The organism is Desulfocurvus thunnarius, from assembly GCF_055390965.1.
Genome location: NZ_AP042411.1, coordinates 393149 through 418831 on the forward strand (window position 1 = coordinate 393149; position 25683 = coordinate 418831).

General features: G+C 71.2%; 23 protein-coding genes. 18 read left to right on the forward strand and 5 right to left on the reverse strand.

Features of this window, described 5'->3' with window-relative positions; all coding sequences use genetic code 11:
• Positions 1 to 7 precede the first annotated feature (7 nt).
• Positions 8 to 451 carry a PaaI family thioesterase gene (locus ACZ5KV_RS01760; RefSeq protein WP_464240626.1) on the reverse strand — a complete coding sequence of 148 codons (444 nt, stop codon included), beginning with the start codon at positions 449 to 451 and terminating at the stop codon, positions 8 to 10.
• A gap of 142 nt (positions 452 to 593) precedes the next feature.
• Between ACZ5KV_RS01760 and ACZ5KV_RS01765 the strand changes: the two genes are divergently transcribed.
• Positions 594 to 1274, forward strand: coding sequence for a DUF554 domain-containing protein (locus ACZ5KV_RS01765; protein WP_464240627.1), 681 nt, complete (start codon positions 594 to 596; stop codon positions 1272 to 1274).
• A 136-nt stretch (positions 1275 to 1410) separates the two neighbouring features.
• Positions 1411 to 2754 (forward strand): S1C family serine protease, encoded by a 1344-nt coding sequence (locus tag ACZ5KV_RS01770; protein ID WP_464240628.1) that lies wholly within the window; start codon positions 1411 to 1413, stop codon positions 2752 to 2754.
• A gap of 113 nt (positions 2755 to 2867) precedes the next feature.
• On the opposite strand, the gene icd is transcribed toward ACZ5KV_RS01770, so the two are convergent.
• Positions 2868 to 4019 carry an NADP-dependent isocitrate dehydrogenase gene (gene icd, locus ACZ5KV_RS01775; protein ID WP_464240629.1) on the reverse strand — a complete coding sequence of 384 codons (1152 nt, stop codon included), beginning with the start codon at positions 4017 to 4019 and terminating at the stop codon, positions 2868 to 2870.
• Positions 4020 to 4248: 229 nt separating this feature from the next.
• Complete coding sequence (locus tag ACZ5KV_RS01780; protein WP_464240630.1) at positions 4249 to 6660, reverse strand: EAL domain-containing protein; 2412 nt, start codon at positions 6658 to 6660, stop codon at positions 4249 to 4251.
• 304 nt (positions 6661 to 6964) lie between these two features.
• Here ACZ5KV_RS01780 and recQ point away from each other — a divergent pair, with 304 nt between their 5' ends.
• Together recQ and ACZ5KV_RS01790 are read left to right on the forward strand one after the other, a co-directional pair.
• Complete coding sequence (recQ, locus tag ACZ5KV_RS01785) at positions 6965 to 9184, forward strand: DNA helicase RecQ (protein WP_464240631.1); 2220 nt, start codon at positions 6965 to 6967, stop codon at positions 9182 to 9184.
• Positions 9185 to 9358: 174 nt separating this feature from the next.
• Positions 9359 to 9748, forward strand: a complete 390-nt coding sequence (locus ACZ5KV_RS01790; RefSeq protein WP_464240632.1) for a response regulator — start codon at positions 9359 to 9361, stop codon at positions 9746 to 9748.
• Between the two features lie 86 nt (positions 9749 to 9834).
• On the opposite strand, the gene ACZ5KV_RS01795 is transcribed toward ACZ5KV_RS01790, so the two are convergent.
• Complete coding sequence (locus ACZ5KV_RS01795; protein WP_464240633.1) at positions 9835 to 10704, reverse strand: hypothetical protein; 870 nt, start codon at positions 10702 to 10704, stop codon at positions 9835 to 9837.
• 257 nt (positions 10705 to 10961) lie between these two features.
• Here ACZ5KV_RS01795 and ACZ5KV_RS01800 point away from each other — a divergent pair, with 257 nt between their 5' ends.
• The 14 genes from ACZ5KV_RS01800 (at position 10962) to ACZ5KV_RS01865 (ending at position 25095) form a co-directional block, all read left to right on the forward strand.
• Entirely contained in the window at positions 10962 to 12356 is a 1395-nt protein-coding gene (locus ACZ5KV_RS01800) for a sigma-54-dependent transcriptional regulator (protein ID WP_464240634.1), read from the forward strand.
• Between the two features lie 812 nt (positions 12357 to 13168).
• The gene (locus tag ACZ5KV_RS01805) at positions 13169 to 13336 is read left to right on the forward strand and encodes a Flp family type IVb pilin (RefSeq protein WP_464240635.1); all 168 of its coding nucleotides are present in this window, start codon (positions 13169 to 13171) and stop codon (positions 13334 to 13336) included.
• 142 nt (positions 13337 to 13478) lie between these two features.
• The gene (locus ACZ5KV_RS01810; RefSeq protein ID WP_464240636.1) at positions 13479 to 14027 is read left to right on the forward strand and encodes an A24 family peptidase; all 549 of its coding nucleotides are present in this window, start codon (positions 13479 to 13481) and stop codon (positions 14025 to 14027) included.
• A 3-nt stretch (positions 14028 to 14030) separates the two neighbouring features.
• The gene (cpaB, locus tag ACZ5KV_RS01815) at positions 14031 to 14867 is read left to right on the forward strand and encodes a Flp pilus assembly protein CpaB (RefSeq protein WP_464240637.1); all 837 of its coding nucleotides are present in this window, start codon (positions 14031 to 14033) and stop codon (positions 14865 to 14867) included.
• Positions 14851 to 16353, forward strand: coding sequence for a type II and III secretion system protein family protein (locus tag ACZ5KV_RS01820; RefSeq protein ID WP_464240638.1), 1503 nt, complete (start codon positions 14851 to 14853; stop codon positions 16351 to 16353). The genes cpaB and ACZ5KV_RS01820 overlap by 17 nt, the downstream gene beginning before the upstream one ends.
• Positions 16354 to 16376: 23 nt before the next feature.
• The gene (locus ACZ5KV_RS01825; RefSeq protein ID WP_464240639.1) at positions 16377 to 16664 is read left to right on the forward strand and encodes a hypothetical protein; all 288 of its coding nucleotides are present in this window, start codon (positions 16377 to 16379) and stop codon (positions 16662 to 16664) included.
• A 14-nt stretch (positions 16665 to 16678) separates the two neighbouring features.
• On the forward strand, positions 16679 to 17905 hold the full coding sequence (locus ACZ5KV_RS01830) for an AAA family ATPase (protein WP_464240640.1): 1227 nt from the start codon (positions 16679 to 16681) through the stop codon (positions 17903 to 17905).
• A 1-nt stretch (position 17906) separates the two neighbouring features.
• Entirely contained in the window at positions 17907 to 19382 is a 1476-nt protein-coding gene (locus ACZ5KV_RS01835; RefSeq protein ID WP_464240641.1) for a CpaF family protein, read from the forward strand.
• A complete protein-coding gene (locus tag ACZ5KV_RS01840; protein ID WP_464240642.1) occupies positions 19379 to 20356 on the forward strand; it encodes a type II secretion system F family protein in 978 nt (325 codons plus the stop codon). Before ACZ5KV_RS01835 ends, ACZ5KV_RS01840 begins: the two co-directional genes overlap by 4 nt.
• A 19-nt stretch (positions 20357 to 20375) precedes the next feature.
• The gene (locus ACZ5KV_RS01845) at positions 20376 to 21326 is read left to right on the forward strand and encodes a type II secretion system F family protein (protein ID WP_464240643.1); all 951 of its coding nucleotides are present in this window, start codon (positions 20376 to 20378) and stop codon (positions 21324 to 21326) included.
• Between the two features lie 14 nt (positions 21327 to 21340).
• Positions 21341 to 22903 carry a tetratricopeptide repeat protein gene (locus ACZ5KV_RS01850; protein WP_464240644.1) on the forward strand — a complete coding sequence of 521 codons (1563 nt, stop codon included), beginning with the start codon at positions 21341 to 21343 and terminating at the stop codon, positions 22901 to 22903.
• Between the two features lie 22 nt (positions 22904 to 22925).
• Positions 22926 to 23360, forward strand: a complete 435-nt coding sequence (locus tag ACZ5KV_RS01855) for a TadE/TadG family type IV pilus assembly protein (protein ID WP_464240645.1) — start codon at positions 22926 to 22928, stop codon at positions 23358 to 23360.
• Between the two features lie 28 nt (positions 23361 to 23388).
• Positions 23389 to 24606, forward strand: coding sequence for a pilus assembly protein TadG-related protein (locus ACZ5KV_RS01860; RefSeq protein ID WP_464240646.1), 1218 nt, complete (start codon positions 23389 to 23391; stop codon positions 24604 to 24606).
• 9 nt (positions 24607 to 24615) lie between these two features.
• Positions 24616 to 25095: a TadE/TadG family type IV pilus assembly protein gene (locus ACZ5KV_RS01865; protein ID WP_464240647.1), complete on the forward strand. Its 480-nt coding sequence runs from the start codon at positions 24616 to 24618 to the stop codon at positions 25093 to 25095.
• 19 nt (positions 25096 to 25114) lie between these two features.
• On the opposite strand, the gene ACZ5KV_RS01870 is transcribed toward ACZ5KV_RS01865, so the two are convergent.
• Positions 25115 to 25633, reverse strand: a complete 519-nt coding sequence (locus ACZ5KV_RS01870) for a hypothetical protein (protein ID WP_464240648.1) — start codon at positions 25631 to 25633, stop codon at positions 25115 to 25117.
• Between the last annotated feature and the right edge of the window lie 50 nt (positions 25634 to 25683).

Consider the following 25683-nt stretch of genomic DNA (forward strand, 5'->3'; position numbering starts at 1 on the left):
AGCCGCGTCAAGGGGTCTCGCCGGGCGCGGGGTTCCCCTTGCGGGGCAGGACCAGGAACGACCCCGAGGCGCGGACCAAAAGCCTGCCGTCGCCGTCGGTGACGCTGGCCTCGGCAAAGACCACCGTCCGCCCCCGGCGGACCACCACCGCCCGCGCCAGCAGCACCGCCCCGGCCCGCGCCGGGGACAAAAAGCGCACCGAGCACTCCATGGTCGCCGTCACAAGCCCGTCGGCCAGCCCGCCGATAACCGCGTGGGCCATGGCTTCGTCGGCCATGGTCGCCAGAATGCCCCCGGCGATGACCCCGCCGCCCTGCACCAGTCCGCCGCCGGTGGCCAGGCGCAAGGTGGCCTCGCCGTCGGTCACGTGCTCCACTTCCACGCCCAGGGTGGCGAACAGCGGGTTCACCGTCTGCCCCGGTTGCCGCAACGCTTCGAGATAACCGCGCATCATTCCTCCTGCATTCCCTTCTCCCGTGCCCACCATGCCCGGGAACCTTCCGGGACGCAAGCCCGCCCGGGCGGGGCGTCTTCCGCCCCGCAGGCCCACGATCCCCTTGAATTTCCGCCCGCCTTGGCCTAACACCCTGGCGATGCTGCCCGTGGGAACCATAGTCAACGTGCTGGCCGTACTGGCCGGAGGCGCGGCGGGACTGCTGGCGGGCAACCGCCTGCCCGCCCGGGTGCGCACCGTGGTCTTCCAGGGCCTGGGCCTGTGCACCCTGGGCATCGGGGTGACCATGATCCTGAAAATGAACAACCCGCTGGTGATCATCTTCAGCGTGGTCGGCGGGGCGGTCCTCGGCGAACTGCTGCACCTGGAGGCCCGCCTGGAGGGCCTGTCCGAGCGTCTCAAGGCCCGCCTGCGCTCCAAAAACGAACTGTTCACCGACGGGCTGGTCACCGCCTTCCTGCTCTTCTGCGTCGGGTCCATGACCATCCTGGGCGCCTTCGACGAGGGCCTGCGCGGCGACCCGACCCTGCTGTTCACCAAGTCCCTGCTCGACGGGCTGGCCGCCGTGGCCCTGGCCGCGACCTACGGCCTGGGCGTGCTGTTCTCCGTCATCCCCCTGTTTCTCTACCAATACGGCCTGACGCTCTTCGCCGGGCTGCTCCAGCACGTCTTCACCGAACCCATGGTCGCCCAGCTCACGGCCACGGGCGGGGTGCTCATCCTGGGCATCGGCCTGACCCTGCTCGACATCAAGCGCATCGCGCTGACCAACTTCCTGCCCGCCCTGCCCATCTGCGTGCTGATCTCGCTGTTCGTCTAGCCCGCACACCGCCCGGCCAGAGGCCGGAAATGAACGCATAACCTCTTGAAAGTGCGGGGGATGTAGGGTATTCGGTACGCCCGAACCGACACATTGCCCCGCCGTCCTGAACCGCTTATCCCTCAAGAGGAACATCATGCGCGCAATGAGACTGTCCGTCCTGCTCCTGAGCCTGACTCTGCTTTGCGGATGCGCGATGCACAAGAAGATTCCCCTTCCGGAGCACGGCACCGCAACCCCCATCCTCGTCCGGACCGGAGAAAAAACCGCCCCCATCCTCTTCGAGCAACTCATGGTCGCCATCAAGCGCGGCACGAACATCGGCGTGTACTACACCGGCGTGCCCGACGAGATCACCGCACTGTGCAACCACCAGCGCGGCGGACCCATCACCTGGACGGGCGACCGTTTCAACGTCGGCGGCGTTCACAACGAAGCCGGGAACACGTTCCACAGGACGATGACCAGCTTCGGCTACGACGTTGTCGGCAATCCGGACATGGTCTTCGGTTCGGACAAGGACATCTCGCGGGCCAGGTTCAAGGTCGCCGCCGTCGTCACGGACATCAAGGCCAACATCTGCCGCGTCCACGACTTCTGGCACGGCATCCCCCAGGGCACCGACATCGGCGAGATGTGGCTGGAGGTGAAGTGGATGGTCTACTCCTCCCGCCAGGAAAAAATCGTGGCCGAGTATACGACCACCGGCTACTTCACCTTCGGCACGCCCCAGCCCGACGGCTTCGAGTATCTGTTCATGGAAGCCTTCAGCGGCGCCACGGAGCAGTTGGCCGCCATCCGGGAGTTCCACGACCTGCTGTCCGGACAGGGCGGGTCCGCTGCCGCCGCGCCCATGGGGCCCGTGGGCGAGATGCTGGCCCTCTCCCGCAAGGGAGCATTCGCCGAGCCCCTGGCCAACCATTCCGGGCAGGTGCTGAACGCCGTGGTCTCCCTGCGGCTGGCCCAGAGCCACGGTTCGGGCTTCCTCGTGTCCGAGGACGGGCTGATCCTGACCAACGCCCACGTGGTGGGCAACGCGGACAGCGTCAACGTGCGCTTCCCCGGCGGGTTCGAGCTGCCGGGCAAGGTGCTCAAGGTCCACGCCGCGCGCGATGTCGCCCTGGTCAAGGTCGAGATGAGCCACGCCGCGTGCCTGCCCATCCGCACGGCGCCCCTGGCGGTGGCCGAGCCGGTGTACGCCATCGGCGCGCCCCTGTCCCTGGAGCTGGCCTCCACCCTCAGCAAGGGCGTGGTCAGCGCCCTGCGCACCCAGGCCCCGGAGAACCAGCCCATCATCCAGGCCGACGCGGACATCCACGGCGGCAACAGCGGCGGCCCGTTGGTGGACGCCAACGGCAACGTGGTCGGCATCTCCGTCTCCGGCATCTCGGAGGGCGGCTCCAACCTGGGCTCGGGGCTGAACTTCTTCATCCCCATCGCCGACGCCCTGGCCAAGCTGAACATCACCCTGGCCGACTAGGCCCGGACAACAAGCCACGCGAAAGACCCCCCGCCTTGCGGCAGCAAGGCGGGGGGTCTTCGTCACGGCCCGCGAAACCCGGGGCGGGGCCGTCGCGGCAAGCCGCCGGGCCCTTACAGAGCCTGGCCCAGCAACTCGCCGAACTCGCGACAGCCGACCACCGTGGCGCCCTCGATCTGCCCGGCAAGGTCCACGGTGACGCGGCGGCGGGAGATGACCGCGTTCACGGCGGCGTGGATCAGCGCGGCGGCCTCGGGCATGCCCGCGTGCTCCAGGAGCATGGCCCCGGAGAGGATCAGGCTGCCGGGGTTGGCCTTGTCCTGCCCGGCGATGGTCGGCGCCGTGCCGTGGGTCGGCTCGAAAAAGGCCAGATCGTCGGACATGTTCACGCCCGGGGCCAGCCCCAGCCCGCCGACCTGGGCCGCCAGGGCGTCGGAGATGTAGTCGCCGTTCAGGTTGGTGGTGGCGATGACGCTGTAGTCGCGCGGATACATGAGCACGTTCTGGAACATGGCGTCGGCGATGCGGTCCTTGATGACCACGGGCTTGGCGCCCCCGGCCTTGGCTTCGTCCTCGGTCATGACGCTGGCGGCGAACTCCTCGGCGGCCACCTCGTAGCCCCAGGCGCGGAAGGCGCCTTCGGTGTGCTTCATGATGTTGCCCTTGTGCGAGAGGGTCACGCTGGGCTTGCCGTGGTCCAGGGCGAAGCGCAGGGCCTTGCGCACCAGGCGCTTGGAGCCCTTGGCCGTCATGGGCTTCACGCCGACGCCCGCCAATTCGTCGACCTGGGCGCCCAGCTCGTCGCGCAAAAAGGCGATGAGCTTCCGGGCCTCGGGGGTGCCCGCGGCGTATTCGATGCCCGCGTACACGTCCTCGGTGTTCTCGCGGAAGACGACCATGTCCACGTCCTGCGGGCGCTTGACGGGCGACTGCACGCCCTCGAAATAGCGGATGGGCCGGATGCAGGCGTAGAGGTCGAGCACCTGGCGCAGGGTCACGTTCAGGCTGCGGAAGCCCTTGCCCACCGGGGTGGTCAGCGGGCCCTTCATGGCCAGGGACGCGCCGCGCAGGGCGTCCATGGTTTCCTCGGGCAGGTGGCTGCCCGTCTCGCGGTAGGCCTTTTCGCCCGCCAGCAGCTCGACCCACTGCAAGGCGCGCGCGCCGCCGTAGGCCTTCTCCACCGCGGCGTCCAGCACGGGCCGCCCGGCGGCCCAGACCTCGGGGCCGATGCCGTCTCCCTCAATATAATAGACCTTGGTGCTCATGGCTCCTCCAGGAAATCGATTCCGGTAATGGGGTGGCGAGTGGCATACCGGAAAGACCCCGCTTTGTCCATTGGCGCACAAGGCCGGAACCGGGGAGGGGCGCGACGGAGCGGAGCCTGCGAAGAGCGGAGGGAACGGGAAATGGGCCCGGGTCGCAGGGGCGCGCGACCCGGGCCGGAGACGGCGGGCGCCGCGCGGCGCCCCGGAACCGGGGAGGAAAACCGGAAGACTAGTGCCCGGCGGCGACGGCCAGGGGCGCGGGGCGCGGGGCGGTGTCCTCGGCCACGAGGGCGGCTCCGGCGCAGGCGGCCTTGCCATCGCCCCCGCCGACTCCGCCGCGCCGGTCGCGCACGAAGGAGTTGCCGTCGATGCTCTTGGCGTATTTCTTGACCTCGGCGGCGCGGTGGCCCAGGGCCGAAAGGTCGCAGACGCCCATGCAGTCCACAATGGCCAGGGACACGGACACCAGCGGGAAGCGGCGCATCTCGCCTTCGCGGCTTTTGCATTCGATCCAGCCGCGCTGGCGGTCGCTGGGCATGTAGCAGCGGCGCACCAGCCGCCCGAAGCAGCGCACGATGGCCTTGCAGATCCGTTCGGCGCGGTCCTGCTCGCACATGATGACCATGTCGTCGCCGCCGATGTGGCCCACGAAGTCGCGCTGCATCCCGCCGTGGCGCCGCGCGGCCCAGTCCATGACCCGCGACAGGAGCAGGATGACCTGATCGCCGTTCTTGAAGCCGTAGGTGTCGTTGTAGACCTTGAAGTTGTCCAGGTCGGCGTAGATGACGGCAAACGGCGCCCCCGTGTTGCAGCGCCGTTCCAGTTCCAGCTCGATGGCCACGTTGCCCGGCAGGCCCGAGAGCGGATTCATGCCCTTGGCCATCTCCACCTGGGCCGTGGCGATCACATCCATCATGTGCTGCACGGAAACCACCCCGGCCAGGTGCCCGCGCTCGGTGACCACGATATGGTCGAAAACCTTGGCCTTCTTGCGCTTCATGGCCTCGCGGGCCACGTTCTCCACGGCGGTGGTGCCCTCGGCGTACAGCGGCGAGGGGTCCATGATCAGACTCACGGGCCGGTTGTAATACAGCGCCAGGCCGTATTGCGACGACAGGGCCTGGTCCAGGTGGTGGTTCATGACCAGCCCCACGGGCCGCTCGGCGCGCACGACCACCACGCAGCCCATGGGCCCGGCGCCGCGCAGCAGTTCCTTGACCTCGCTGACGCTGGTCTCCTGGGTCACGGTGGGCGCGGTCTCCACCAGGTCGCGCATCACGGCCGAGAGCTTGCGGTCGGCGACCATGCCGCGCCCGCCGCGCGAGAAATGGCGCTGCACCTCGGGCGGCAGGCCGGGCTTGGGGTAGCCCGGGCGGGCCAGGAAAAAGCCCTGCCCGTAGTGCACGCCCATGCGCATGAGCGTGGCCAGCTCGCCCTCGTTCTCGATGCCCTCGGCGATGAGCTGGCAGCCGATGTTGTCCGAAAAGGTGACCAGGGTCTCCATGAGCGCGCGCTTGACCGGGTTGTGGTCGATCTCGCGCACCAGGGACATGTCCACCTTGAGGTATTCGGGGCGAATTTCGGCGATGGACCACAGCCCGGAATACCCGGTGCCCACGTCGTCCACGGCGACCTGGAAGCCCTGGCTGCGGTAGTGGTCCAGGGTGCGGTGGAACAGCGCGAAATCGCGCACGCTGTGGCGCTCGGTGATTTCCAGCACCACATCCGCCGGGGTCAGCCCGCTTTTCCCCAGCAGCCGGACGGTTTCGCCCGGGGAAAAGGCGGGATCGACCATGGTCCTGGGGTGAATGTTCAGGAAGAGCTTCTGCTCCTGGCCGATGGTGCCCAGGCGGTGGATGGCGCTCTCGCGGCAGGACTGTTCCAGGGCGAAGACCTGATCCACCTCCTCGGCGAAGTCGAAGAGCACCGCCGGGGACTGGAAGTGCGAGGCCTCCGGCCCGCGGGCCAGGGCCTCCCAGGCCAGAATGGACCCCGAATCCAGGTCCACGATGGGCTGGTAGGCGCTGCGGATCAGCCGGTCGCTGACGATTTCGCGGAACTCCTTGAGCAGGGAGAGCTTGGTCACGTCGAGGGCCCCGGCGGCCACGCGCCGGGCGTCGGACAGGGCGGCGAACACCGCGTCGCCCAGGCTCCCGGCGGTCCTGTCGAACAGGCCGTAGCCCGCCAGCACGTTCAGGCTCTGGCCCGTGAGGTTCAGGGACTCCTGCTTGACCCGGCTCTTGACGCGCAGGCGAATGGCCAGCACCAGTTCGCCCAGGTAGCCCTCGTCCCAGTGGGCGTCGCCGCACAGCAGCAGGTGCCGCCCGGGCTCCAGGGTTTCCACATAGCTCACGCGGCAGTTGACGAGTTGCTCGTCGCGCAGGGCTTCCAGCTCCTGCTGCACGATGTCCTGGATGCGCCCGGCCACCAGCCCGCCGTACACATCGGCAAAAACCTGGAAGTTCTCGATTTCCAAATAGATGAGCGCCAGCATGTTGCCTGCGGCCAGATAGCCTTCCAGGCTGCGGCGCTCCCCGGGCTGAAGGAAACGCAGGGTACGCGCCCCCCGGCCGACGGCGGGCTGGGCCGCCTGCTCGCGCACGAAAAGGCCGGAGCCAAAGCCGCGCAGGGTTTCGAGCATATGCACTCCTTGAAAGGATGCGGAGATGGAGTCCTTGCGCCTTTTCACGACCGGAACCTCCCGTCATCAAGGCCAGTTGGGTGTATCCCAATTGTATCCACCGGGGTGACGGAGCCATGGACATTGGGTGACGTTTGCGCGACGACGCGCAAGCGTCACCGGAGGCCCGGGCCCAAAATTCCCGCGGAGCCGGGCGTACCGGGGCGAAAGCGGCCCCGGCGCCCGTTTGTCACCCGGGCCGCGATGAGGTACACCGAAGCCCTCGGCCAAACCCCGCCCCGACCACCCCAGCCCAAGGACGACCATGCTCTCCCGCGCCCGGACCATCCTGCGCTCCACCTTCGGCTTCCCCGACTTCCGGGGCCTGCAATGGCCGGTCATCGAACACGTGCTCGGCGGCGGCGACGCGGTGGTGCTCATGCCCACGGGCGGGGGAAAGTCGCTGTGCTACCAGCTTCCGGCGCTGCTGCTGCCGGGGGTCTGCGTGGTGGTCTCGCCGCTCATCGCGCTGATGCGCGACCAGGTCCAGGCCCTGCGCCAGATGGGCGTGCGCGCGGCCGCCGTCAACTCCGCCCTGGCCCCCGGCGAGGCCGCCCAGGTCGAGCGCGCCATGACCGAAGGCGCGCTGGATCTGGTCTACGTGGCTCCCGAGCGGCTGCTGACCCCGCGCTTTCTGGAGCTTCTGGGCCGCACGCCCCTGGCCCTGTTCGCCATCGACGAGGCCCACTGCGCCTCGCAATGGGGCCACGACTTCCGCCCCGAATACCTGCAACTGGACGTGCTGGCCGAGCGCTGGCCCAAGGTGCCCCGTGTGGCGCTGACGGCCACCGCCGACGGCCCGACCCGCGCCGACATCGTCAAACGCCTGCGCTTCGAGGGCGCCCAGGTCTTCTCCGCCGGGTTCGACCGGCCCAACCTGCGCTACACCGTGCTGCCCAAGGACCACCCGCGCAGGCAGCTCCTGGCCTTCATCACCGGGCGCCACCAGGGCGAGGCGGGCATCGTCTACCGCCTGTCGCGCAAGAAGGTCGAGGCCTGCGCCCAGTGGCTGGCGCAGCACGGCGTGCCCGCCCTGCCCTACCACGCCGGGCTGCCCCCCGCCGTGCGCCAGGAGCACCAGGACCGCTTCATGCGCGAGGAAGGGCTGGTCATGGTCGCCACCGTGGCCTTCGGCATGGGCATCGACAAGCCCAACGTGCGCTTCGTGGCCCACCTGGACCCGCCGCGCAGCCTGGAGGCCTACCACCAGGAAACCGGCCGCGCCGGGCGCGACGGCCTGCCCGCCGACGCCTGGATGACCTACGGCCTGGCCGACGTGGGCGCCATGCGCGCCATGCTCGACGCCGGAGACGCCCCGCCCGAGCGCAAACGCGTGGAGGCCATGAAGCTCACGGCCATGCTCGGCTACTGCGAAACGGCGGGCTGCCGCCGCACGGCGCTGCTCGGGCACTTCGGCCAGCCCCACCCCGGCGGCTGTGCCAACTGCGACAACTGCCTGACCCCGGTGGACACCTGGAACGGCACCGTGGCCGCCCAGAAGGCCCTGTCCGCCGTCTACCGCACGGACCAGTGCTTCGGCGCCGGGTACCTGACCGACCTGCTCCTGGGCACGGCCACCGAACGCATGACCCGCTTCGGCCACGACCGGCTCAAAACCTTCGGCTGCGGCCCGGAGCTGGACCGCCGGGGCTGGATGTCCGTGTTCCGCCAGTTGGCCGCCGGGGGCTGGCTGGAGGTGGACGTGGAGGGCCACGGCGGCCTGCGCCTGACTCCGGCGAGCTGGGAGGTGCTGCGCGGCGAACGCGAGGTGACCCTGCGCAGGGACCCGGTGCCCCTGCGCGAGCGGAAAGGCCGCGCCGGGCGCGCGGGCACCCCCGCGACCCTGGCCGGGCTCGATGCCGAGGCCCGCGAGCTTTTCGAGACCCTGCGCGCCCTGCGTCTGGACCTGGCCCGCGACCAGGACGTGCCGCCCTATGCCGTGTTTCAGGACCGCACCCTGCTGGAGATGGTCGCCGCGCGCCCGGCCGACGCCGGGGAAATGGCCGCGCTGCACGGCGTGGGCCAGCGCAAGCTGGCGGCCTACGGCGCGGCGTTTCTGGACGCGCTGGACGCCCACGAGGCCGCCCGGGGACGGCCCCGGGCCGTGGACCGAACCACCCCGCCCCCGGCCCCGCCCGAAGCCTCAGGCCCGGCCGAGCCCAGCCCCACCCAGGCCGAAACCCTGCGCCTGTGGCACGAGCTGGGCGACGCCGGGGCCGTGGCCCGCGAGCGCGGGCTGACCGAAACCACGGTCTGGAACCACCTGCACGCCCTGGTCGCCGCCGGGCTGGTGGATCCCGTGGCGGCCTCCGGGCTCACGCCCGAGCAGGAAAACGAGGTCCGCGCGGCCCTGGGCGCCGGGCGCTCCGTGGCCCTGACCCCGGTGCACGAAGCCCTGGGCGGGCGCTACGGCTTCGACCGCCTGCGCATGATCCGCACGGCCATGGAGCGTGAAACCGGAAGCCCCGGGCCGGGCACGGGCTGAAACGCGCCGCCGGAGCGCCAGGGACGCCGCCGTGCTCTTTTTCCTTCCGTGGACCGCCCGCCGTGTGCTATAAAAAACGAAGTGGTGCCGGACATGCGCCATCCACCAGGACCGGACAGGGGATAACCCTGTGGAACGCCTCGATTTCGTGAGTAAAGGCATCCGGGAGCAGCCATGAGCGACCTTTCCGACGTGACCATGCTCATCCTCGACGACGAGCAGATGGTGCGCGAGAACCTTGAGGCCTTCCTTGAGGACGAAGGGATGCGGGTGCTCACCGCCAGCAACGGCGAGGAGGCTCTGAACGTCCTGGCCGCCAACAAGGTCATGATCGGCGTGATCGACATGCGCCTGCCGGGCATGGCGGGCAGCGAATTCATCGTCAAGGCCCATGCCCTCAGCCCCGAAACCCGCTTCATCGTCCACACCGGCTCGACCAATTACAAGCTGCCCCGCGAACTGCGCGACATCGGCATCACCCACGACGAGGTGTTCATCAAGCCCCTGGCCGACATGCACGTCATCCTCGACGCCGCGGCCCGGTTGCTGGGCCGCGGGAGCTGACCGCCCCACGCAAGGGCGACACCACGCGAAACGGGAGCAGGCCCAACGGCCCGGCTCCCGTTTCGCATTGCGGCCCCCCGGCCCGGCTAGAAGGCGTAGCGCAGGCCCAGGCCGAAGCCCGGCGCCGCATCCACGTCGTAGGAATCCTGCTCGTCGCCGTCCTCGTTGTACAGGGTCAGCTCCCGCGCGAAATGCCACTCGGGGCCGAAGCTCAGGGTCAGATTCTCCAGGGGGGACCAGTCGGCCACGAACGCGGCCGCCACGCCGCTTTGGCGCACATAGCCCGAGGAAACCACGGGGCTGTCGTCGGCCAGGCGGTAGAGGCCGCCCTCCATGCGCGCGCCCAGGCGCACGAGCCAGGCGTCGTCGAAACGGTAGCGCAGCCAAGTTTCCGGCAGGCCGACCACGGCGGAGAACCCCGGCTCCTCCTCGGCGCCCCAGGCCAGGGCCGCCAGCGGCATGGCCCGCAGGCCCGTCTTGTGCACCGCGCCGCCCAGGCCCAGGCTCAGGGTCAACCCCGGCCGCAGGACGCGCAGCAGCCCCGCGCGCAGATGCAGCGCGCCGGCGTCGTCCATTTCCTCCTCCCACCCGGCGGAAACCCCGCCGCCCACGAAGTAGCCCCAGTCGTCGTTCACCATGGCCCGGTGGCGCAGGTCCAGGCGCAGGGAATGCAGGGTGTCCCAGGGGTCGTCGTTGCCGTTGCCCAGGGGCAGGCGCGAGGCGTCGTCCCAGTGGTAGCGGGCCACGGCGTAGTCCAGGCCGCCCCAGGAGGTGCCGAGGGAGGCCCGGGTTCCGGTCACGGCCATCGAGCCTTCGCCGTCGTCCACGTCGGCCCCGGCCACGGCTTCGGCCCGCACTCCGGCGGTCAGCCCGAGCTCCCCGGCCAGGGCCCGGCCCGCGCCCGGGGCCAGGATCAAAACCCACGCCATAAGCGCGGCATATATCGCTTTATGCATCTGTTCTCCGCCTCGTTGTGTTTTAAACAAAAATGAACTCTATTCCAGCCTGTTACAGCCGCAAGAGGCATACCCCGGCCCCGGGGCCGCTGTCAACGCCGCCGGCCGGAAACCGCCGGGAGCAGGGCGAAAACGGCCGACCCCGGGCCGCAACCGCCGGGCCGGAGCGCCCGGCGGCGTGGGGGGCCACCGGCTCCGGCCCGGGCGGCGGCACGAACCTTTGAGTTTTCCCGGGAAAGCGGATAGCATCGCGCCTCATGCACGCCCGCATCCTGCTCATCGAGGACGACGCGGCCTTTCAGGCCATGATCCGCGAGGCCCTGGAAGGCCGGGGCCACGGCGTGGCCTGCGCCTCGCGCGCCGAGGAGGGCCTGGCCCTGCTCGCGGGCGGAGCCTTCGAGATCGTGCTGACCGACGTGCGCCTGCCGGGCATGTCCGGCCTGGAGGCCGTGCCGCGCATCAAGGCCGCCGCCCCCGAGGCCGACGTGATCGTCATGACCGCCTTCTCCTCGCGCGAGACGGCGGTGGAGGCCGTGCGCCTGGGCGCGTCGGATTTCTTCGCCAAGCCCTTCTCCCTGGGCGAGCTGGAAATCGTCATCCGCCGGGCCCTGGAGCGCCGCAGCCTGCGCGGCGAGGTCCACCGCCTGCGCGAGGCCCTGCGCCGCGAGGGCCCGGCCCGGCGCATCATCGGCGAAAGCCCGCCCATGCTCGAACTCAAGGCCCTGGTGGAGCGCATCGCCCCGCTGGACACCACCGTGCTGATCACCGGTGAATCCGGCACGGGCAAGGAGCTGGTGTCGGACACCATCCGCGCCCTGTCGTCGCGCGCTTCGGGCCCGTTCATCAAGATCAACTGCGCGGCCATCCCCGAGCACCTTTTCGAGAACGAACTGTTCGGCCACGAGCGCGGCGCCTTCACCGGCGCGGGCACGGCCCAGCCCGGCAAGTTCGAGCTGGCCCACGGCGGCACCATCCTGCTCGACGAAATCGGCGACATGCCCCTGGCCATCCAGCCCAAGCTGCTGCGCGCCGTGGAGCAGAAGCAGGTCGAGCGCCTGGGCGCCCGCCGCCCGGTGGACGTGGACGTGCGCATCGTGGCCGCGACCAACCAGGACCTGACCGAGCGCATGGCCGACAAGCGCTTCCGCGAGGACCTCTACTACCGGCTGAACGTGGCCGCCGTGCATCTGCCGCCCCTGCGCCGCCGCAAGGAGGACGTGCCCCTGCTGGCCGGGCACTTCCTGCGGCGCATCGCCGCCACCCTGGGCCTGGGCGTGGAGCGCCTGAGCCCCGGCGCCCTGGCCCTGCTCGCGGGCCACGACTGGCCGGGCAACGTGCGCCAACTGGCCAACGTGCTGGAGGGCGCGGCCATCCGCGCCACGGGCCCGGAGCTGGCCGAGGCCGACGTGGCCGCCGCCCTGGGCCGGGGCGGGCCCTCGCCGCGCGCGGCCCTGTGCGGCCCGGCCCCTGCCGACGGCGAAGGCATCGACCTGCGCCAAGCCATGCGCGACGCCGAACGCGGCTTTCTGGAAGACGCCCTGCGCGCCGCCCGGGGCCGCCAGACCGAGGCCGCGCGCCTGCTGGGCCTGACGCCCAAAAACCTCTGGGCCAAGCTGCGCAAGCACGGCATCGACCCCAAAACCCTGCCCTGACCCCGGGCCCCGCCCCCGAGGCCCAGGCCGCGCCGCATTCGCGCTCGCACAGCCTGGGGCAGCCCCTCGAAGACGCCACTCGCCGCGCCCGTGCCTCAATATTCCCTGCCCGCGACCACAAAAATGCGGAAACCGGCGCCCGGGCCACCACACCCGCACACCGGCTTCCAAACGCAGGAACGAAAGGATTCGATTCTCCATTCCCGTCAGCAGGTTCCGTGCCAGCCGGACCCAAGGCGTCCCCGAAGGCCGCCTTCCAGCAATTCCGGGGGATTACCGCCCGGAGGGTTCGCAACCGGCACCGCCGCCGCAAGCTCCGGAGTGTTTCCGGTCCCGTGCGGACACCTGTCTGGCCCGCTGAAAATCTCATTTTTATAGATTCCCAGCTTCATCGTTCCCACAGACGAATCATCCGGGGCTCAACTATGGCCGCCGTTCTCACCCCTCACCGCTCCCACATCCCCCTCCCGCTCCCTCACGTTATCTATTAATCATAGATTGCCGCAGATAGAGAGGTAACATGCTCCACAAAAAGGGAAAATTGAACACCCTCCCACCCGTCCGGCCCACACACGGAATCGAATTTTCATAGATTTTTCCACGATCCATCCCGGCCCCCCGGGGAAACACCATGTCAGCTTTGGCCCCGGACCTCCGCTCGACGAAAAATAATATCCAATCATTACGCCGAAAAACAAACAAACAACCTGACGCCGTCCGCTTCCCGCCTGGCCCGTGGCACGCGGCTTGCCTTTCTTCAGGCGAAACCAACGGCCCCCCCGGCCACAACACCGCACGAAAGGAGACAAGCCATGACCAAGCTGAGAACCCTGATCCACGGCGAAGAAGGCGTCACCGCTCTGGAGTACGGCCTCATCGCGGCCCTCATCGCCGCCGTCATCGTCGGCGCCGTGACCCTGCTCGGCCAGAACGTGCAGAACACCTTCAACACCATCGCGGGCAGCATGCCCACGGGCTGATCGCAGCACCCCCGCACGGGACGAATTTGCGCACCGCGTGCGCAAAGTGGGCGGAGGCGCCCATCCCCCTCACCCCCGCGCCTCCGCCCGCCTTCCCGGGCAACCCCGCCCCGGCGTCCCATGCAGCACCCAGGAGACCGCCATGGACGCCCTCATCCACCTGACCCTGCTGGCCCTGCTTCTGGCCGCCACCGTCACCGACCTGCGCACGCGCAGGATTCCCAACCTGCTGACCGTTCCGGCCATGGTCCTCGGCCTGGCCCTGCACGCCGCAAACGGCGGGTGGGACGGGCTGCTGCTGGCTCTGGGCGGCCTGGGACTCGGCCTGGGGCTCATGCTCGTGCCCTTCCTGTTCGGGGTCATGGGCGCGGGCGACGTGAAGCTCATGGCCGCCGCCGGAGCCTTCCTGGGCGCCGGGGCCGTGCTCAAGGCCTTCGTGTTCACCTCCCTGGCGGGCGGCGTCTACGCCCTGGCCGTGCTGGCCCTGCGGCCCGCCCTGCTGGCCCGGGCCCTGGGCGCCCTGCGCGACAGCCTGCGCCTTTTCCTGGCCACACGCCAATTCGCCTACGCCCCGGTGGCCACGGGCCGCCTGCCCAAGCTGGCCTACGGCGCGGCCATCGCCGCCGGAACCGTGGCTTCCGTGCTGCACAGCGGCGGCGTGGCGGCCTTCATCCCCCACTGGTGGGCCTAGGCCATGCGCCGGACCGCTCTTGCCCAAATCCTCGTGGCCCTGCTGCTGTCTCTGGCGGCCGGGGCGCTCATTTTCCGCTGGATGGAAGCCCGCACGGCTCAAGCCCCGGCCCCGCAGGAAGCCCAGGTGCAGGTCGCCGTCGCGGCCAAGGCCCTGGCGCGCGGCGAGCGCCTGACCCCCGAGCACCTGCGCCTGGCGCCCTTCCTGGCCCAGAGCGTGCCCCAGGGCGCCTTCCACGACACGGCCGCGCTCACCGGGCGCATGGCCGCCACGGACCTCGCCCCCGGCGAGCCCGTCACCGAGGCGCGCCTGCTGGGCGAGACGGCCTCCGCCGCCGGAGTCAGCACGCTCATCGCCCCGGGCATGCGCGCCGTGGCCGTGAAGGGCAATATGGTCATGGGCCTGTCCGGCTTCGTGCGCCCCGGCAACCGCGTGGACGTGCTCGTCACCGTGGACATCCTGCGCGACGGCCGGGAAATCCCCTTCACCAAGACCGTGCTGGAGAACATCAAGGTCCTGGCCACGGGCTCGGAGTTGGAAGTCTCCGGCGACGACGGCGAACTGGCCCCGGTGGACCTCTACACCCTGGAACTGACCCCCGGCGAAAGCGAAAAGCTGGCCTTCGCCTCCACCAAGGGCGTGCTCAACTTCGCCCTGCGCAACCCCGACGAGGGCACGGGCCTGACGACCCCCGGCGTGCGCGCCGAGGACATTTTCGGCTCCCTGCGCGCCGCGCGATCCGGCGGCGGCGCCGGGCCGGCCCGGCCCGTGACCGAGGTGGAACTCATCACCGGCACCAGCCGCCAGACCGTGAGGTTCGCCCATGCCCGGACAAACTGACCCCCGCGCCCGGCGCGCGGCCCTGGGCGCCGCCCTGTGCGCCCTGGCGCTGCTGCTGGCCCTGGCCGCCGCCGCGCCCGCCCGCTGCGCCGAGGCCCTGGCCCCCGGGTCCGTGGCGCTCACGCGCGGCAAGTCCCTGGTGCTCGACAGCGCCCAGGCCATCCGCCGCCTGTCCCTGGCCGACCCCGAGGTGGCCGACATCCTGCTGCTCTCGCCGCACCAGATCTACCTCACGGGCAAGAAGCCCGGGGCCACCAACCTGACCCTGTGGGACGCCACGGGCCGCGTGGTGCGCGTGTACGACGTGACCGTGGGCCCCGACGTGGCCGCGCTCAAGGAAATGCTGCACAAGCTGCTGCCCGCCGAGCAGGACATCCGCGTGCTGCCCGCGGGCGAATCCGTGGCCCTGGCGGGCACGGTGTCCAGCAGCGCCGCCCTGGCCACGGCCCTGGACACCGCCGAGCTCTACGCCCCCGAGCAGGTGGCCAACATGCTCTCCGTGGGCGGGGTCCATCAGGTCATGCTCGAAGTCAAAATCGCCGAGATGCACCGCTCGGTCATGGAGCGGGTCGGCATCGATCTGGCCTACTACGCCAACGGCGATTTCGCCTTCACCCTGTTGAACGACCTCTTCACCCTGGACGACGACGGCCCCCTGCCGCTGAACTCCCAGGCCGCCACGAACAACGGGGCGCTCGCGGCGGGCAACATGCAGCCCAACTCCGCGCGCAACGGCATGTTCCGCCTGCACATGGGCCAGCAGACCCTGACCGGCTTCCTGGACGTGCTCAAGGAAAACGGGCTGATCAAGGTCCTGGCCGAACCCACGCTCATCTGCCGCAGCGGCGAGGAGGCGCGCTTCCTGGCGGGCGGTGAAATTCCCGTGCCCGTGCCCCAGGGCCTGGGCACCGTGGCCATCGAATTCAAGGCCTACGGCGTGGCCCTGGCCTTCACGCCCACGGTGCTCTCCGAGGGCCGCATCAGCCTGAAGGTCTTCCCCGAGGTTTCCGAGCTGGACTACGCCAACGCCATCCAGGTTTCCAGCATCACCATCCCGGCCATCACCAGCAGGCGCACCTCCACCACCGTGGAGCTGGGCGACGGCCAGAGCTTCGCCATCGCCGGGCTGCTTCAGGACCACGTGCGCGAGACGGCCAAGAAGTATCCCGTGCTGGGCGACGTGCCCGTGCTGGGCATGCTCTTTCGCTCCAACGAGTTCCAGAAGGCCGAAACCGAACTGGTCATCATCGTGACCCCGCACCTGGCCAAGCCGCTGGACAGGGCCGCCCAGAGCCTGCCGACGGACCACTACACCGAGCCCTCGGAGTTCGAATTCTTCGTCCTGGGGAAGATGGAAGGCCAAACGCCGGGCACCCCGCCCGCCATCCGCCCCACCGCCGCGCGCGCCGCGGCCCCGGCCCTGCCGGGCGCCCAGGCTCCGGCCGCGGGCCTGGAAGGCGAGTTCGGGCACATCCTCGGCCAGTAACCGCGCAACCAATGGAGACCGGCATGCCCCCACGCCCCGCCCTTGCTTCCCTGCCCGCGCCCCTTCTCTGGGCCGCCCTGGCCGTCCTGCCCCTGGCGGGCTGCGTGCAGTCCGAGACGGCCCGGCCCTTCGGGCAGGCCTACACCGAGCAGTTCCACCAGCAGCTCGTGGGCGAGGCCTACACGGCGCCGACGCCCGTCGAAGGCCTGGACGGCCACCTGGCCCGGCGCGGCATGGACGACCTGCGCGCCCCGGTCGACGAGGGCCCGAGCTTCGCCGATGTCCTGAACAGCCTGGTGGACGACAAGTGATCCAAGGAGCCGCCATGAACACCGACCAGACCGCCGCCATGCACACCGTGACCCTGCTCCTGCACAACCCCGACGCCCGGGCCGCCGTGGGCGCCCTGGTGGAGGCCCACGGGGCCTTCACCCTGGCCCCGCAGGGCGGCGCGCCCGCCGGGCTGGTGCTGCTGGAGCTGGGCCCCGATGCCGACGGCGGCTTCGCCCGCATGGCCCGGCTTCAGGACGCCCCGGGAGTGACCGAGGTTTTCCTGGCCGCCCCGGCGCGCGATCCGGAATGCATCCTGCGCGCCATGCGCGCCGGGGTGGACGAATTCCTGCCCTGGCCCGTGCAGCCTCAGGACCTGCGCGCCGCCCTGGACCGCTACCTCGCCCGGCGCGGCGCCGGGCAGAACCCCCGGCCCCAGGCGCCCCGGGGGCGGATCATCCACGTGCTCGGGCCCAAGGGCGGCACCGGTGCGACCACCGTGGCCGTCAACACCGCCGTGGAGGCCGCGCGCCTGGGCGGCCCGGGGTCCACGGCCCTGCTGGACGCCCGGCCGACCATGGGCGAGGCGCCCCTGTTCCTGGACCTGGACTGCCCCACGACCTGGGCCGAGGCCGGACGCAACCTGGCCCGGCTGGACGCCACTTTCATGGAAAGCCTGATGGTCCGCCACGCCAGCGGGCTGGACGTGCTGGCCGCGCCCCTGAGCCTGGAGGACGCCGGAGCCGCCGGGCCCGAGGCCGCCCGCGCCGTGGCCGGGCTGCTGCGGCGCATGTACCCCACGGTGGTGGTGGACGGCGGGCCGTTCCTGGACGAGGTGGCCCTGGCGCTGCTGGCCGAGGCCGACGAGATCGTCATGGTCCTGGTGCTCAGCCTGCCCTGTCTGGCCGGGGTGCGCCGGATGCTCGACGCCTTCCGGGGGCTGGACCCGGCCCTGGAAGGCCGGGTGCGTCTGGTGGTCAACCGCCACCTGTCGCGGGCCGAGATCGGCGTGGCCGAGGCCGAGGAACTGCTCGGGCGCCCCGTGGCCTGGAAGATTCCCAACGACTACGAGGCGGCCATGGCCGCCGTGAACCAGGGCCGCCCCCTGGCCGAGGCCGCGCCGCGCTCCCAGGCCGCCCGGGCCCTGGCTGCCCTGGCCGCCGATCTGGCCCCGGCGGCCCCGGCCCGGTGCCCGGCGCCCGCCGGGCTGCTGGGGCGGCTGCTGGGCCGCCCGGGCCGCGCCCGCATGGCCGCTGCGGCCCTGAACGGGGCGGGGAGCTGACATGCCCCTGGCCGACCGCCTGCACCGCGAGGTATCGCGCACCGCCCCCGGGCCGGGCCCGGCCCCGGTCTGCGCCCTGCCGCGTCCGGCGGCGGCCCCGGCGGGTCCGGCTCCGCATTCCGCGCGGCAGGCCACGCCCGTTGCCGCTCCCGTCGCCGTGCCCGTGCCCCAGTCCGAACTGGCCCGCGACGAAAGCTACTACGCCATCAAGGCCCAGGTTCACGAACGGCTGGTGGAGCGCCTGGACCTCGGCGCCGTGGAGACCCTGCCCGCCGACCTGCTCGGCGCGGAGATCGCCCGGCTGGTGGAGCGCATCATGGCCGAGGAATACCGCGCCGCGCAGCTCAACGCCGCCGAACGGGCCCAGATGGTGCGCGAGGTGCAGGACGAGGTGCTCGGCCTGGGGCCGCTGGAGCCGCTGCTTCAGGACCCCACGGTCAACGACATCCTGGTCAACAACTACCGCATGGTCTTCGTGGAGCGCCGGGGCAAGCTCCAGCGCGTGCAGACCCGCTTCAAGGACGACGCCCACCTGCGCAAGATCATCGACCGCATCGTGACCCGCGTGGGCCGCCGGGTGGACGAGGCCTCGCCCATGGTCGACGCCCGCCTGGAGGACGGCAGCCGCGTCAACGCCATCATTCCGCCCCTGGCCCTGGACGGGCCGAGCCTGTCCATCCGCCGCTTCTCGCGCGACCCGCTGGAGCTGGACGACCTCATCGGCTTCGGCGCCCTGACCCCGGGCATGGGCGAGGTGCTGCGCGGCATCGTGCGCGCCCGGCTGAACATCATCGTCTCCGGCGGCACAGGCTCGGGCAAGACGACCATGCTCAACTGCCTGTCGCGTTTCGTGCCCCACGACGAGCGCGTGGTAACCATCGAGGACGCCGCCGAGCTGCAACTCAAGCAGGAGCACGTGGTGCGCCTGGAAACCCGTCCGCCGAACATCGAGGGCCTGGGCGAGATCACCGCCCGCGATCTGGTGCGCAACTGCCTGCGCATGCGCCCCGACCGGATCATCGTCGGCGAGGTGCGCGGGGCCGAGGTGCTGGACATGCTCCAGGCCATGAACACCGGCCACGACGGCTCGCTGACCACCATCCACGCCAACTCCCCGCGCGACGCCCTCATGCGCCTGGAAACCATGGTCGCCATGGCCGGGCTGGCCATCGGCCCCGAGTCCCTCAAGCGCTACATCGCCTCGGCGGTGGACGTGATCCTGCAAATCTCACGGCTGGCCGACGGCTCGCGCAAGATGACCAGCATCCAGGAAATCACGGGCATGGAGGGCGACGCCATCACCATGCAGGAGCTGTTCCGCTTCCGCCAGACGGGCGTGGACGAGGGCGGCAAGGTCCAGGGGCAGTTCGAGGCCGGGGGCATCCGCCCGCGCTTCTCCACGCGCCTGGAGGCCCAGGGCATCACCCTCGGCGCCGGGCTCTTCGACCCCGCCCTGGGCGCGGAGGGCAGGCCATGACCGCGCTCGCCGCCGCCCTGGGCGCCCTGGCGCTCTTCAGCCTGATCCTTGGCGTGCTGAACGCCCTGGGCGCCGCGCGCGCCGCCGGGCGGGCCCAGGTCGGCCGCCGCCTGGAGGCCCTGCGCGGTCCCGGAGCGGGCGACGGCTCCGGCATGGGCGGCGTGGACATCGAGCGGCGGCGCATCCTCTCCGAGGTGCCCTGGCTGCACCGGGCCCTGTCCGCCCAGGCCTGGACCTCGCGTCTGGAACGCTCCCTGGCCCAGGCCGGGCTGAGCCTCAACGTGGGCACCCTGGTGCTGCTGTGCCTGGTGCTGGCGGCGGCCGGCCTTTACGCCGCGCGCCTTGCGACGGACAGCCCCCTGGTCCTGGCGGCGCTGCCCCCGGTCCTGGGCGGGCTGCCGCTGTTGTGGGTCGAGCGGCGGCGTGCGGCGCGCATGGGCCGCCTCCAGCGCCAGTTGCCCGACGCCCTGGACCTCATCGCCCGGGCCCTGCGCGCGGGCCACGCCTTCCCCCAGGGCATGCGCATGGTCGCCGACGAATTCGAGGACCCCATCGGCCCCGAATTCGCCAAGACCTTGGACGAAATCAATTTCGGCGTGTCCGCCGACCTGGCCCTGTTGCATCTGGTCCGGCGCGTGGACTGCCCGGACCTGCGCTTCTTCGTCGTCTCGGTGAACATCCAGCGCGAGACCGGCGGCAACCTGGCCGAAATCGTGGGCAACATCGCCACCCTGGTCCGCGAGCGCTTCAAGCTCGAAGGCAAGGTCCGCGTGCTCTCCGCCGAGGGGCGGCTCACGGCCTGGATTCTGCTGGCCCTGCCCTTCGCCGTGGCCCTGGTCATTTCGATCATCAACCCCGAGTACATGGCCGTTTTGCGCGAAACCCGCGAAGGCCGCGTGCTCTCGACCCTGGCCATGGTCTGGATGGCCGTGGGCGCCCTGGCCCTCAAACGCCTGACGCGCATCACCGTCTAGGACCTCCGGGAGCCGACGTATGGACATGACGACCCTGCCGCACAGCCCGCTGCTCGCCCCCCTGGCCGCCGCCGCCCTCGGCGCCGTGGCCGTGCTGCTGCTGACCCTGGCCGCCGGGGGGTTCCTGGCGGCCAGGCGGCGTAGCGAGCGCGTGCGCAGCCGCCTGCTGGGCGACGGCCCGCGCGCCGGGCGCGGCCTGCCCGAGGCCCTGGCCGCCGGAGCCGCCCGCCTGGGCCGCACCCTGGGCCCCAAAAACGAAGAGGAAATCAAGGACACGGCCCTGGACCTTGTGCGCGCCGGGCTGCGCAGCCCCCGCGCGCCCCTGGCCTTCTTCGGCGCCAAGGCGGCCCTGGCCGTGGGCGGCATGCTCGTCGTCGGCGCGGTGAAGGCCCTGACCGGGGTGCAGGTGCCCCCGGGGCTGCTGGCCCTGGCTCTGCTGGCGCCCGCCGCCGTGGGCATGTACCTGCCCAACGTCTGGCTGCGTGCGCGCATCAACAACCGCAGGCGCGAACTGCTGAACGCCATGCCCGACGCCCTGGACCTGCTGGTGGTCTGCGTCGAGGCGGGCATGGGCCTGGATCAGGCCCTGGCGCGCGTCGCGCGCGAGATCGCCCTGACCAGCCCGGTGCTCGGCCAGGAGCTGCACACCGTGATCCTGGAACTGCGCGCGGGCAAGCCCCGGGCCGACGCCCTGCGCAACCTGGCCCGCCGGGCCGACCTGGAAGACGTGACCAGCCTGGTGACGCTCATCGTCCAGGCCGACGCCTTCGGCACGAGCATCGCGCGGACCCTGCGCGTCTACTCCGACGCCCTGCGCACCACGCGCTATCAGCGCGCCGAGGAAATCGCCGCCAAGATGCCGGTAAAACTGCTTTTCCCCCTGGTTTTCTGCATCCTGCCCGCCCTGCTGGTGGCCATCCTCGGCCCGGCGGGCATCCGCCTGATGCAGACCTTCGCCAGCATGGAATGACCACGGAGGACACCATGCCCACCCGACCGCTGCACATCCTGGCCCTGACGGCCCTGCTCCTGGCTCCGGCCCTGGCGGGCTGCGCCGTTTCCAAGGGCGGCCCCGCCGCCGCCGGCCCCTCGCTCATGGAGCGCTACCACAGCGGCGAGGACCTCATGGCCGAGGCCCCGGCCCCCGGCAGCCCCGCCGACCAGGCCCGCCAGCACTACGCGCGCGGCCAGGCCCACCTGGCCCAGGGCCGCCAGGAGCTGGCCTTCGAGCAGTTCTCCCGCGCCGCACGGCTGGACCCAGAGCTGGCCCTGGCCCGCGAGGCGCGCGGCACCATCCTGCTCGACAAGGGCCTGCTGGACGAGGCCCTGGCCGAGTTCCAGCACGTCATGACCGCCCTGCCCGACTACGCCCCGGCCCACGAAGCCGCCGGGCTGGTCTATTTCCGCGCCGGGCTCTACGCCGAGGCCGAGGAGCACCTGGGCCGCGCCGTGGCCCTGGACGCCACCCGCGTGCGCGCCCTGACGCACCTGGGGGCCATCCACAACCTGCGCGGCGAGCACGACAAGGCCGTGGCCGCCTTCCAGGCCGCGCTGCTCTCCGCCCCGCGCGACGGCGCCATCTTCAACAACCTGGGCCTGACCCACTCCATGGCCGGGGACCACGAGGCCGCCGTGGCCGCCTTCCGCATGGCCCTGCGCCTGGGGGCGCCCTCGGCCAAGGCCTACAACAACATGGGCCTGGCCCTGGCCCGCCTGGGCCGCGAGGCCGAAGCCCTGGAGGCCTTCCGCTGCGCCGAGGGCGAGGCCGGAGCCTACAACAACCTGGGCTACTTCTATTTCATGGAAGGCCGCTACGCCCAGGCCGTGGACAGCTTCCAGCGGGCCATCGCCCTGGAGCCGTCCTACTACGCCCGGGCCCACGAGAATCTCAAGCGCGCCCGCCTCGCCCTGCGCTTCGAGGAAGGCGCGCCCGGCGGCCCGAGCCCGGCCGCCCTGCGCCAGGGTATCCCCGCCCTGGACGGCCAGGGCCTGGCCGCCATCCCCGACGGGCCGCTGACGGTTGCCGGGGGCGAGCCCGCGCAACCCGCGCCCGCACAGGCCCTTGCGCCGCGGCCCCTGCCCGTGGCCCTGGCCTCCACCCAGGCCGTCCTTCCGGCCCCGGCCTTCCTGAACGCAACGGGAAGCACGACCGGAAGGGCGGCCGCACCGGCGGCCCTGGCCGCGCCGGAACCCCGGGCCGCCAAGGCCCAGGCCCCGGACGCGGGCGCGTACACCGTGCATTGCAGCTCATGGCGCAAACAGGAAAACGCCCGGCGCGAGGCCGAACGCCTGCGCCAGGCCGGGCACGACAGCGCCGTGGTGCCCGTGGACCTTGCGGACTCGGGCCGCTGGTGGCGGGTGACCGTGGGCGCCTTCGCCGACCTGGGCGAGGCCCGCGCCGCCCGGGACGCCCTGCGCGCCGGGCGGACCGCCGCCGACGCCCGCGTGGTGCGCCTGGCCGGGCCCGGCGCGCCCCCCGAGGCGGACGCGCCCGATGCGCCGGTCGCCCCGGCGCCCGTGGCCCCCGTGGCCTTCGAGAACCTCTAGCCCCGCCGTGCGGGAGGCAGCCATGAGCGCATCGACGACACCCTCCGCCCGGACCCGGGCCGCCGCATCCCGGCGCGCGCCGCGCCGCCCCGGCGTGGCCGCCCTGGAGGTGGCCCTGCTGCTGCCCGTGCTGGCCGGGCTGCTGTACCTGCTGGTGGAAGGCGGGGCCGTGCTCCAGGCCTATGCGACCATCGCCGAGGCCAGCCGCACCGCCGCGCGCCAGGCCATCGTTTCCGGCGACGCCAGCGCCGATGCGGCCTCGGCCCTGGTCCGCGCCCTGACGCCCGACCTGGACCCCGGCGCCCTGTCCACCACCGTGACCACCGACCCCACCGGTTCCACCGTAACCGTCGAGGTGAGCTATGCCTACCCGTCGTTCTTCCGCGCCAACCCCTTCGGCACAGGCCACCAGCCGCTGCTCACGCTGGCCGCGTATACGAGCATGCCGGTGCCCTAGGGCGCTGTGGCGCGGCGCGCGCGGCTCGGTGGCCGTCTTCGCCGCCGTGGCCATCCCCGTCATCATCGGGCTGGTGGGCCTGGGCATCGACTCGGCCCGGCTCTACCAGGCCCACTCGCGCCTTCAGTCCGCCACCGACGCGGCGGCCCTGGCCGGAAGCCTGCAACTGCCCTACGACCCGGACCTGACCAAGGGCCTGGTGCGCGCCGCCGTGGAGGACTACCTGACCCGCAACATGCCCGAGGCCGAGGTGACCGGCGTGACATCCGGAACCGAGGTCCGCAGCGTGCGCGTGTCGGCCCGGGTGCGCGTGAAGGTGCTGCTGCTCGGCGTGGTCGGCGCCTCGGACAAGGTCCTTACCGCCTCGGCTGCGGCGGGCTTCAACAACCTGGAGGTGGTCTTCGTCATCGACAACTCCGGGAGCATGAAGGGCTCGCCCATCAACGAGACCAACCAGGCGGCCATCGATCTGGTGGAGCTGATGATGCCCGTGGGCGCCCGGGCCACGGTCAAGGCCGCCGTGGTCCCCTTCCGGGGCAAGGTGCGCCTCGCGGACGGCGTGGACGACCTGCCCGCGGGCTGCCGCAATGCCGACGGATCCTGGAACTGGGACCTGCACGAGGAATACTACAAATCGCAGTACCGCTACCCCAAGGGCAGTTCCCTGCGCGTGGGCTCGGGCACCTGTTCGTCCATTCCCGAAACCCAGCCCCTGACCGACGACCGCGACACGATCATCGCGGCCATCAACGCCCAGGACGCCCTGGGCACGGCCTCGGGCACGGTCATCTCCGAGGGCATCAAATGGGCCCGCCACGTGCTGACCCCCGAGCCGCCCTTCACCCAGGCCTCGAACCGCGACGACATGCGCAAGATCATGATCCTGCTCACCGACGGCGACACCGAGGACGGCAAGTGCGGCGGCGGCTACGCCGTGACCTACACGCCCAACGAATACTGGACCAACGCCTACTACGGCATGCTCGACATGGACTCGCACTGCGAGAACGGCGGCGCGCTGAACAACGCCATGCTGGAGGAGGCCCAAAAGGCCAAGGACGCGGGCATCGAAATCTTCAGCATCCGCTTCGGCTCGTCGGACTCCGCCGACGTGGCGCTCATGAAGGCCGTGGCCTCCAGCAAGGCGGGCACGGACGACCACTACTTCGACGCGCCCTCGTCCTACGACATCGGCGACATGTTCAAGCTCATCGGCCGCCAGCTCGGCTGGCGGCTGCTGGACTAGGAGGCTCCCATGAACGGCGCGCGGACGCGGCGGCGGGCGGGCGGGGAAAGCGGCGTAAGCGCCCTGGAATTCGCCCTGGTGCTGCCCGTATTGCTGACCATCGTCATGGGGCTGGTGGAGTTCGGCAACGTGCTCTTTCTCTCGTCGGCCATGGACAAGGCCGCCCAGATGGGCGCGCGCGCCGCCGTCACCGGCCGCGGCGAGGACGACGGCACCCGCCTGAACCGCATCGTGCAGGCGGCCCTGGACGTGGCCGAACCGGCGGCGGGCGGGCGGCCCGTGAGCGTGCTGGTCCGCTCCTGGCCGGGCACGGACCCCTCGGCCACCGCCACGACCGGCGACGCCGGGCGCCCCTGCGCCATGGTCGAGGTCGAGGTACGCTGCGACTACCAGCCCGTAACGCCCATCGTGGGCGACATGCTGCCCGAAAACATCCCCCTGCGCGGGCAGGGCCGGATGATCAACGAACCCTGGACGCCCTGCGGCTAGGCGCCGGGCATCCCCCCGGCTACGGCATTCCGGGAACGCCGCGCACGGCCTGGTTCAGGGTTTCGCGGCGGCGCAGCTCGGCGCGGAACTCCTCGTACTCGAAATCGGCAATGTCCTTTTCCAGGCCCCGGCAGCGCAGAAGATGATTCACGAAGGTCAGCACCGAGCCGGGGTACAGCGCGGCGCGCAGTTCCACGGGGCTGCGCAGGGTGGCGAAGGGCCGGGCCTGCCCGGCCAGCAGATCCAGGACCACGCGCCCCGTGGCCGAGCCCTCGGGCCCCTTGTCGCGGATCATGCCCAGGATGTTGAAGGGCCTGACCTGACTGCGGAAGGACTCGGGCAGCCCGCCCAGTTCCAGCACCTGGGAACGCGGGCGGAACAGATATGCGGCGGTCAGGGCTTCGTCGTCGGCGACCTTGACCGTGAATTCGCTGCGCCGGCCCTGGCGCTGGAAGCCCTTGGCGAAGCGGAACAGATCCGCCGCCAGGGAGTCGATGACCAGGGCCGCGACGCGCGGTTCGATCTCGGGGGCCTGCATGGCTATGGCGCTCCTTGTGTGCGGTTGCACGGACTGACGGGCCGACCGGC

Coding starts and splice junctions, on each gene's coding strand:
- ACZ5KV_RS01760 (WP_464240626.1), bottom strand. CDS start 451: ATGCGCGGTTATCTCGAAGCGTTGCGGCAACCGGGGCAGACGGTGAAC.
- ACZ5KV_RS01795 (WP_464240633.1), bottom strand. CDS start 10,704: ATGCATAAAGCGATATATGCCGCGCTTATGGCGTGGGTTTTGATCCTG.
- recQ (WP_464240631.1), top strand. CDS start 6,965: ATGCTCTCCCGCGCCCGGACCATCCTGCGCTCCACCTTCGGCTTCCCC.
- ACZ5KV_RS01790 (WP_464240632.1), top strand. CDS start 9,359: ATGAGCGACCTTTCCGACGTGACCATGCTCATCCTCGACGACGAGCAG.
- ACZ5KV_RS01840 (WP_464240642.1), top strand. CDS start 19,379: ATGACCGCGCTCGCCGCCGCCCTGGGCGCCCTGGCGCTCTTCAGCCTG.
- ACZ5KV_RS01845 (WP_464240643.1), top strand. CDS start 20,376: ATGGACATGACGACCCTGCCGCACAGCCCGCTGCTCGCCCCCCTGGCC.
- ACZ5KV_RS01805 (WP_464240635.1), top strand. CDS start 13,169: ATGACCAAGCTGAGAACCCTGATCCACGGCGAAGAAGGCGTCACCGCT.
- ACZ5KV_RS01780 (WP_464240630.1), bottom strand. CDS start 6,660: ATGCTCGAAACCCTGCGCGGCTTTGGCTCCGGCCTTTTCGTGCGCGAG.
- ACZ5KV_RS01810 (WP_464240636.1), top strand. CDS start 13,479: ATGGACGCCCTCATCCACCTGACCCTGCTGGCCCTGCTTCTGGCCGCC.
- ACZ5KV_RS01870 (WP_464240648.1), bottom strand. CDS start 25,633: ATGCAGGCCCCCGAGATCGAACCGCGCGTCGCGGCCCTGGTCATCGAC.
- ACZ5KV_RS01825 (WP_464240639.1), top strand. CDS start 16,377: ATGCCCCCACGCCCCGCCCTTGCTTCCCTGCCCGCGCCCCTTCTCTGG.
- cpaB (WP_464240637.1), top strand. CDS start 14,031: ATGCGCCGGACCGCTCTTGCCCAAATCCTCGTGGCCCTGCTGCTGTCT.
- ACZ5KV_RS01820 (WP_464240638.1), top strand. CDS start 14,851: ATGCCCGGACAAACTGACCCCCGCGCCCGGCGCGCGGCCCTGGGCGCC.
- ACZ5KV_RS01855 (WP_464240645.1), top strand. CDS start 22,926: ATGAGCGCATCGACGACACCCTCCGCCCGGACCCGGGCCGCCGCATCC.
- icd (WP_464240629.1), bottom strand. CDS start 4,019: ATGAGCACCAAGGTCTATTATATTGAGGGAGACGGCATCGGCCCCGAG.
- ACZ5KV_RS01765 (WP_464240627.1), top strand. CDS start 594: ATGCTGCCCGTGGGAACCATAGTCAACGTGCTGGCCGTACTGGCCGGA.
- ACZ5KV_RS01800 (WP_464240634.1), top strand. CDS start 10,962: ATGCACGCCCGCATCCTGCTCATCGAGGACGACGCGGCCTTTCAGGCC.
- ACZ5KV_RS01830 (WP_464240640.1), top strand. CDS start 16,679: ATGAACACCGACCAGACCGCCGCCATGCACACCGTGACCCTGCTCCTG.
- ACZ5KV_RS01770 (WP_464240628.1), top strand. CDS start 1,411: ATGCGCGCAATGAGACTGTCCGTCCTGCTCCTGAGCCTGACTCTGCTT.
- ACZ5KV_RS01850 (WP_464240644.1), top strand. CDS start 21,341: ATGCCCACCCGACCGCTGCACATCCTGGCCCTGACGGCCCTGCTCCTG.
- ACZ5KV_RS01865 (WP_464240647.1), top strand. CDS start 24,616: ATGAACGGCGCGCGGACGCGGCGGCGGGCGGGCGGGGAAAGCGGCGTA.
- ACZ5KV_RS01835 (WP_464240641.1), top strand. CDS start 17,907: ATGCCCCTGGCCGACCGCCTGCACCGCGAGGTATCGCGCACCGCCCCC.